The following is a 6,746-nucleotide window of genomic DNA, read 5'->3' as shown; positions in this document are numbered from 1 at the left end:
CGAACGGCCGATTGCCCGGCAGCATGATATCCAGCTGGTTGACGATCTGACTCATCGGCAGGTGCCGGAACAGCGCCATACCCACCACGCTCCAGACCATCATTTCCAGCGGCAGGCGGCGTTCGCGCAAGGTGACAGTGCCGGACTCATGGAGGCACTGCTCGATCAACTCCGGGGAGAGCACTTCAGACAACGAAGCGAATTGGTCGGGAGAAACGCGAGAGATGACATCCACTGCCTGACTGAAATGCATAAAAAAATCCGGAACCCTTAACATGGATTCCGGATTTTCTCTTGCCTGATCAGCAAGTTAAAGAGCTTAACTGATCGGCATTACGGCCGGGCCGCGTTTTTTATATCCAGAAAACCGAGCTTACTTGTTCATATCCGGCATGTTGCGGCCGTAGAAGATCTCGTTCATCTCGCGAAACAGCCGTTCGGAGATCTCCTTCACCTCGTCGTCGGTCAGGTCGGACTTGGTGGTGCCGAACAGGTACTGGTTCAGGTCGTAGTCGTTGAGCATCATCTTGGTGTGGAAGATGTTCTCCTGATAAACGTTGACGTCGACCATCTGGTACTGATCGTGGATATCTTCGCTGATAAAGTTCTGGATCGAGTTGATATCGTGATCGATATAGTGCTTCACACCCTGTACGTCGCGGGTAAAGCCACGCACCCGGTAGTCGACGGTGACGATATCGGATTCCAGCTTGTGGATCAGATAGTTCAGCGCCTTCAGCGGCGAGATCACACCGCAGGTGGATACTTCGATATCGGCCCGGAAGGTGCAGATACCGTTATCCGGATGGCTTTCCGGATAGGTATGCACGCAGATATGGCTCTTGTCCAGGTGCGCCACCACGGCGTCCGGCAGCAGCGGACCCGGTTCCTCGCTCTGATCGACGACGGTTTCCCCTTCGATCGGTTCCTCGGAAACCAGGATAGTCACGCTGGCGCCTTGAGGCTCATAATCCTGGCGGGCAATATTCAGGATATTGGCACCGATGATGTCGCAGACTTCACTCAGGATTTCAGTCAAACGGTCAGCGTTGTACATCTCGTCGATATACTCGATGTACTCAGCTTTCTGCTCCGGTGTTTTCGCGTAGCAGACGTCATAGATACAGAAGCTCAGACTCTTGGTCAGATTGTTGAAGCCCTGCAGTTTGATCTTACCGGTCGATGCCAACTTCGTTTCTCTCCAGTTTCGTTGCCCGGACGAGCATATCCGGGGGCGGCCGCGACGAAAATACAGCCATGGAATCAGTGGGCGAATTGTAGGGCAGAACCGGCAAAAGACAAATCAAAACCATCGCAAATTCTGCACTTTTTCCACCCTCCTTTGCTGCTTATTCCGGTCAACCGTCAGCCACTCTTATCAAGACTGCTGGGACGCCCGCCGGCACCCTCCCGCAAAGCATACAGCCGGAGCGTTCCGCCTCACCCGGAAGGCGCTCTATAAGCCAATGAATTGCAAAGCTTATTGCCACCAAGTCATGATTGCTTAACCTGATGATGGGATACTGTTCCGGTCAACAACAAGTACTACCAGAAGGCCAGGCCTGGCGAATGAAACCTCTGCTCGATATCTTCCTGAAGTTCCTGCTGTTGGGCTGCGTCAGCTTCGGCGGTCCAGCCGCCCACATCGGCTATTTCCATAACCGTTTCGTCGACAAGCTGAAATGGATCGATGAGGCCGCCTATGCCCGGCTGATCGCCCTGAGCCAGTTCCTGCCCGGCCCCGGTTCCAGCCAGGTCGGCTTCGCATTGGGGTTGAACCGGGCCGGCCTGGCCGGCGGCATGGCCGCCTTTGTCGGCTTTACCCTGCCCTCGTTCCTGTTGATGTACCTGGCCGCCACCTTCAGCGCCAGCTTCGCCGACGACCCGCATCTGCTCGGCCTGATCGCCGGGCTCAAGCTGCTGGCGGTGGTGGTCGTGGCCGACGCGAGTGCCACGATGTACAAGAATTTCTGCCAAACCCGCCTGAGCGCCGGCATTGCGGTGGCCACCGCCGCCACCCTGCTGGTGTTGCCCGACCTCTTGAGCCAGCTGGCGGTACTGGCCGGCGCCGCGCTGACCGGTGTGCTGTTTGGCCAACAGGGTAGCCGAGCTGAACTACAAACGGCCAGCCGGATCCGGCCACTGCCGCTGCTGCTATTTGTCCTGCTGCTGATCGGCCTGCCGCTGGCCAGAGGCTGGACGCCGGCGCTGCAGCTACTGGCCGACTTCTACCAGGCCGGCAGCCTGGTGTTTGGCGGCGGCCATGTGGTGCTGCCGCTGCTGCAGGGCAGTGTCGGGGACCAGATCAGCCCCGATCGCTTCCTGCTCGGCTATGCCGCCGCCCAGGCGGTGCCGGGGCCGATGTTCACACTGGCGACCTTTCTCGGCGCCGAGCTGCAACCGGCTAGCCCGTTGAGCGGCGCGTTGCTGGCCACCGCGGCCATTTTCCTGCCCGGTTTCCTGCTGGTGCTGGCGCTGCATGGCGCCTGGCAGGAGATTGCACGACGCCCACTGGTGGCTGGCGCCGTCTGGGGGATCAACGCCGCGGTGGTCGGTTTGCTGCTATCAGCGCTCTATCAACCGGTGTTTGTCAGCGCCGTAACCGGGCCGCGGGATATCGCGCTGCTGGCGGCCGGCCTGTTTGTCCTGCGGGTGCTGAAAGCACCTATTCTGGTACTGGTAGCCGGATTCTCGGCAGCCGGCCTGTTACTGCATTAGCCCCTGTCAACACTGAGCAGGTAAGCGTTTACTTGCAGGGTATCTGGCAGGGTTGTTAGCATGGCGGCCTCATTATCGGAGCCGCTATGCCTGACTCTCAAAAAAACAACCCGCAAGACAACAACCCGCTGCACGGCGTTAAACTGGCCGACCTGCTGGAACAACTGGTCAACGAACTTGGCTGGCAGGCCCTGGCCGAACAGATTGACATCAACTGCTTCAAGAGCAATCCGAGTATCAAGTCCAGCCTGAAGTTCCTGCGCCGCACCCCCTGGGCACGCGACAAGGTCGAACGGCTCTACCTGCAGCATATCGGTGCCGCCGTGCCGAACCGCAAAACGGCATCTACCAGCAAACGTCCCCGCCAGCCGGCAGTCCTGCAGCAGCAGATCTGGGGTAAGACATCGTCAGAGCCTGCCAATAAAGATCACGACAGCTAATTCGACTAGGTAATCCTGACCCATCCGACCAACCGGGCCCATCCGCCGGCGCATTCTATGCTTTAAGGCATCAGCTCAGCGAGGCGCAGGCGATGTGCAGTTCCGCAAGGGTCCGCCATCAGTCCTGCCACCGACGCAGCTCGACCCCAGGAACGATCACCGACCTGAGCGCCGCACAATATGCGGCCTATGTTCGTCGTTCCAACGAAGCCGAGCAGCGCAGGCAACGGAAACAGGAAGCCAGAGAGGAAGCCCAGCGTCGACGGCAGGCAACGGCATCGACAAGCTCCGACCGGGGAGGCGACAACCTGACGGCCGAAAGCCAGGCCGACTGGCAGCAGTCGCTCGACCGGTTGAAAAAGCGGCTATCGGAGCTACTGCACTGAATGCCGGTCGCGACACGGGAAGCCCGCCCGCTGATCGGCTATGCTGGCTGCTATGCCAGATTGAGCAGCGACACCACCATGCCAAACGCCATCCAGCTATCACTCCAGCAACAGCTCGAACAACAGCTGGGTAGCGCCGTCGCCAGTCTGCAGGCGGTCGGCGGTGGCTGTATCGGCCAGAGCTACCGGCTTGGTTTAGCAGACGGTCGCAGCCTGTTCCTGAAAACCCACGATAAACCGCCCACGGCGTTTTTCGAAGCCGAAGCCGCCGGCTTGCAGGCGCTTGCTCAGGGCGGCATGGCCACACCGGCCGTGCTGGCGGTCGGCGAACATCATTTGGTACTGAGCTGGATCGAGCCCGGCAGCGGTTCCGCAGATGGCCAATACCGACTCGGCCAGCAACTGGCGACGCTGCACCAGACCGAGATGTCCTGCTTCGGCTTCGAGCACGACACTTACTGTGGCAGCAGTCGCCAGCCGAACCGGAAAACAGCGGACGGCCATTCTTTTTTTGCTGAACAGAGACTGCTTTACCAGGGCATTAAGGCGCGGCAGGCGGGATTATTAAGTCAGCCGGACTATGTCCGGCTGGAACAGATCTGTGGCCGTTTACCGCAATGGATACCGGATCAGCCGGCGGCCTTACTGCATGGCGATCTCTGGTCCGGCAATTTCATGATCGATCGTGACAATCGCCCCTGGCTGATCGACCCGGCCTGCTACTGGGGCTGGCCGGAAGCGGACCTGGCAATGACCCGGATGTTCGGGGGATTTCAGCAGGAGTTCTATCGAGGCTACCAGTCGGTCAATGCGATCGAACCCGGCTTCGAGCAACGGATCGACCTGTACAACCTCTATCACTGGCTCAACCACCTGAACCTGTTCGGCCGCAGCTACCTGGCGGAAGTGAAGTTGATTCTGCAGCGGTTCAGCTGAACCGGAGGACTTCAGCCCTTGGTGGAGCGTACATCCAGGTAGTCGCGCTGGATCACCGCTTCCAGCGCATTGGCGGCGCTGACCAGCTCCTCGTAGGTTTCCCGGCAGCTCTTGAGCTGACGGATCTGCTCCGGGGTCGGCACCCCCTCCTCGGCCCGTTTGGCGACCTCCAACAGCTCGTGGACATACTCCGCGCGGGCATGGGCCACCATTTTCAGCATCGGCTTGAGGTCCTCGATGCTCAGCTCGGGCAGCTGGGGGTTGATCACCTCGCGGTTGATCTCGCGGCGGAACTTGTCCAGTTCCATCAGCAGGCGGTTGTTATCCATCGGCATCGTTATGGTCCTTTATCAAGCGAATGAGTCTAGATGTACCAGAATCACCACAGCGGCGCCAGCACTGGCAAATTCGCCCGCCGGCGGGCCGCCTATACTGCAAACAGCTGCCAAGGTTCTACTGTGAGTCATCGATGGCCATATCCGAAAACAACAAGATCACCGTTTATTACGACGGCGCCTGCCCCCGTTGCGTCCGAGACCGGCAGCAGTATGAAAAGCTGGCCGGCAAGGCGGGCGAGCGGGTCTGCTGGTTCGATATCACCGGCCATGAGGCGCAATTGCGCGAACTGGGCATCGACCCGGCCAGGGCGCTGAAGGAGCTGCATGTGCGTGCTAGCGACGGCCGGATCCTGTCCGAACTGGACGCCTATATCCTGCTGATGCGACAGGTGCCGCGCCTGGCACCACTGGCCTGGCTGATCGGCCTACCGCTGATCAGACCGCTGCTGGCACGGCTCTATCACTGGTCGGTACGGCGCCGGCTACAAACCAGCGGCCGCTGGCCCGGCTGAGGGCCGGCGCCGGCATCCTGAACTATCCTGAGGATCAGACAACGGCTTTGCGCCGGCCGCCTGGAGGGAAGCTTCGATGCCTCAGTACGATCAACAGAGCCAGCAGGCGCTGCAGACCTGCCACCATGACCTGCAGCTGATTTTCAACGCCGTGGGACGGGAGATCGCCTGCGATATCCAGTGCGGTTACCGCAACGAAGCGCAGCAGGAGCAGGCCTTCGCCGAAGGCCAGTCCAGCCATCATTGGCCGGACAGCGAACATAACGAGAAACCCAGCATGGCGCTGGATATCCTGCCGCAAGGCTATTCCCTGGACGACCCGCTACGCTGGTGCTGGTTCGGCGGTTATGTCAAAGGGCTGGCCGACCGGATGTATGCCGAAGGGGTGGTCACCCACCGGGTCCGCTGGGATGGCGACCAGTTGCTGGACGGCGCCGACAGCGCCAACCTGCCGCACTTCGAAATCTACCTGCCGGAAAAACGCTGAACTTTTCGGGGAGCACATAATGCCGGGATTCTGGGCTCGTCTGGCGATCACCGCGCTGGGGTTGCTGCTGGCCCAGTGGCTGGTCGACGGCATAGAGATCAGCGGTGTGCTGTCGCTGCTGCTGGCATCGCTGGTGCTGGGCTTCATCAACGCCCTGGTACGGCCGCTGCTGATCATCCTGACCTTGCCGTTCACGTTGCTGACACTGGGATTGTTCCTGCTGGTGATCAATGCCGCGATGCTGGCATTGGCGGCGTTCTTCGTGCCGGGCTTCACGGTGGTCGACTTCTGGGATGCGGTACTCGGCTCTCTGATCGTCAGCCTGATCGGCGCGCTGGCCTCCTGGTACATCGGCCCACGCGGTTCAGTCGAGGTTGTAGTGATCGAACGCCACCGGCGCTGATTTTTTGTTTATTGTCGGGTTGGCTCCGGCCGGATAGGTTCAGCCTACCAAGAGCCCGCGTGGCTCCCCCTCTATGGCGGAGACGCACTAAAGTACCCTTGTAGGGTTGGCTTCAGCCGACCAAACGCCGGCAGGCGTTCTTTCCAAATGACATAACCCATCACCCCGGTTTGACTCTGCTGGCGCCCCAGGTGGCGCCCTACAATAGCCTTGTAGGGGGGCACGCTTTTTGTGCCAACGCGGCGTTTTTTCGCCAAACGTGGGCACAGACGACGTGCCCACCCTACCAAGCTTTGTTGGAAGTCGGAGCATTTGGCAAGTGGGTTGTCGCGTAGGCACCATGGGCACAAAAATGTGCCTACCCTACTTCTGCCAGCCCAGATAATAAAAAAGGCGCCCGACTGGGTAATGCCAGTCAGTTAAGCCAACTGACTGGCATTTTTCTTTCTCACGGGGTAGCGGCATGGGCAGCTCTTTAATGCCCGGGGATAACGCCGCTCTCGCCTTGTCGGCAACACGAAAGTGG

General features: G+C 59.8%; 10 protein-coding genes. 7 read left to right on the top strand and 3 right to left on the bottom strand.

The window, feature by feature from the left end:
- Both K6T12_RS21110 and speD read right to left on the bottom strand, forming a co-directional pair.
- Positions 1–253: transposase domain-containing protein (locus tag K6T12_RS21110; RefSeq protein WP_222224953.1), on the bottom strand; the 253-nt coding region annotated here is incomplete at its 3' end.
- Positions 254–373: 120 nt separating this feature from the next.
- Positions 374–1,189, bottom strand: a complete 816-nt coding sequence (gene speD / locus K6T12_RS21105) for an adenosylmethionine decarboxylase (RefSeq protein WP_222224952.1) — start codon at positions 1,187–1,189, stop codon at positions 374–376.
- A 380-nt stretch (positions 1,190–1,569) separates the two neighbouring features.
- On the opposite strand from speD, the gene chrA reads away from it, so the two are divergent.
- The 4 genes from chrA (at position 1,570) to K6T12_RS21085 (ending at position 4,480) form a co-directional block, all read left to right on the top strand.
- Complete coding sequence (gene chrA, locus K6T12_RS21100) at positions 1,570–2,718, top strand: chromate efflux transporter (protein ID WP_222224951.1); 1,149 nt, start codon at positions 1,570–1,572, stop codon at positions 2,716–2,718.
- 86 nt (positions 2,719–2,804) lie between these two features.
- Positions 2,805–3,158 (top strand): VF530 family protein, encoded by a 354-nt coding sequence (locus tag K6T12_RS21930; RefSeq protein ID WP_222224950.1) that lies wholly within the window; start codon positions 2,805–2,807, stop codon positions 3,156–3,158.
- A 92-nt stretch (positions 3,159–3,250) separates the two neighbouring features.
- Positions 3,251–3,544 carry a hypothetical protein gene (locus K6T12_RS21090; RefSeq protein ID WP_222224949.1) on the top strand — a complete coding sequence of 98 codons (294 nt, stop codon included), beginning with the start codon at positions 3,251–3,253 and terminating at the stop codon, positions 3,542–3,544.
- Entirely contained in the window at positions 3,545–4,480 is a 936-nt protein-coding gene (locus tag K6T12_RS21085) for a fructosamine kinase family protein (RefSeq protein ID WP_222224948.1), read from the top strand.
- 11 nt (positions 4,481–4,491) lie between these two features.
- On the opposite strand, the gene K6T12_RS21080 is transcribed toward K6T12_RS21085, so the two are convergent.
- Positions 4,492–4,815, bottom strand: a complete 324-nt coding sequence (locus K6T12_RS21080; protein ID WP_222224947.1) for a hypothetical protein — start codon at positions 4,813–4,815, stop codon at positions 4,492–4,494.
- Positions 4,816–4,949: 134 nt separating this feature from the next.
- Here K6T12_RS21080 and K6T12_RS21075 point away from each other — a divergent pair, with 134 nt between their 5' ends.
- From K6T12_RS21075 to K6T12_RS21065, 3 genes are all read left to right on the top strand, one after another.
- Positions 4,950–5,330 (top strand): thiol-disulfide oxidoreductase DCC family protein, encoded by a 381-nt coding sequence (locus K6T12_RS21075; protein WP_222224946.1) that lies wholly within the window; start codon positions 4,950–4,952, stop codon positions 5,328–5,330.
- Between the two features lie 76 nt (positions 5,331–5,406).
- Complete coding sequence (locus tag K6T12_RS21070; RefSeq protein WP_222224945.1) at positions 5,407–5,817, top strand: hypothetical protein; 411 nt, start codon at positions 5,407–5,409, stop codon at positions 5,815–5,817.
- Positions 5,818–5,836: 19 nt separating this feature from the next.
- The gene (locus tag K6T12_RS21065) at positions 5,837–6,220 is read left to right on the top strand and encodes a phage holin family protein (protein ID WP_222224944.1); all 384 of its coding nucleotides are present in this window, start codon (positions 5,837–5,839) and stop codon (positions 6,218–6,220) included.
- The last annotated feature ends 526 nt before the right edge of the window (positions 6,221–6,746 follow it).

The organism is Marinobacterium arenosum (genome assembly GCF_019795155.1).
Lineage (GTDB): Bacteria > Pseudomonadota > Gammaproteobacteria > Pseudomonadales > Balneatricaceae > Marinobacterium_C > Marinobacterium_C arenosum.
The sequence above is the reverse complement of the archived record's forward strand: the minus strand, read 5'-3'. Positions and strand labels throughout refer to the sequence as shown.

What these genes read in the sequence shown, in the direction of transcription:
- chrA (WP_222224951.1), top strand. Translation starts at nt 1,570, where the DNA reads ATGAAACCTCTGCTCGATATCTTCCTGAAGTTCCTGCTGTTGGGCTGC.
- K6T12_RS21930 (WP_222224950.1), top strand. Translation starts at nt 2,805, where the DNA reads ATGCCTGACTCTCAAAAAAACAACCCGCAAGACAACAACCCGCTGCAC.
- K6T12_RS21090 (WP_222224949.1), top strand. Translation starts at nt 3,251, where the DNA reads ATGTGCAGTTCCGCAAGGGTCCGCCATCAGTCCTGCCACCGACGCAGC.
- K6T12_RS21085 (WP_222224948.1), top strand. Translation starts at nt 3,545, where the DNA reads ATGCCGGTCGCGACACGGGAAGCCCGCCCGCTGATCGGCTATGCTGGC.
- K6T12_RS21080 (WP_222224947.1), bottom strand. Translation starts at nt 4,815, where the DNA reads ATGCCGATGGATAACAACCGCCTGCTGATGGAACTGGACAAGTTCCGC.
- K6T12_RS21075 (WP_222224946.1), top strand. Translation starts at nt 4,950, where the DNA reads ATGGCCATATCCGAAAACAACAAGATCACCGTTTATTACGACGGCGCC.
- K6T12_RS21070 (WP_222224945.1), top strand. Translation starts at nt 5,407, where the DNA reads ATGCCTCAGTACGATCAACAGAGCCAGCAGGCGCTGCAGACCTGCCAC.
- K6T12_RS21065 (WP_222224944.1), top strand. Translation starts at nt 5,837, where the DNA reads ATGCCGGGATTCTGGGCTCGTCTGGCGATCACCGCGCTGGGGTTGCTG.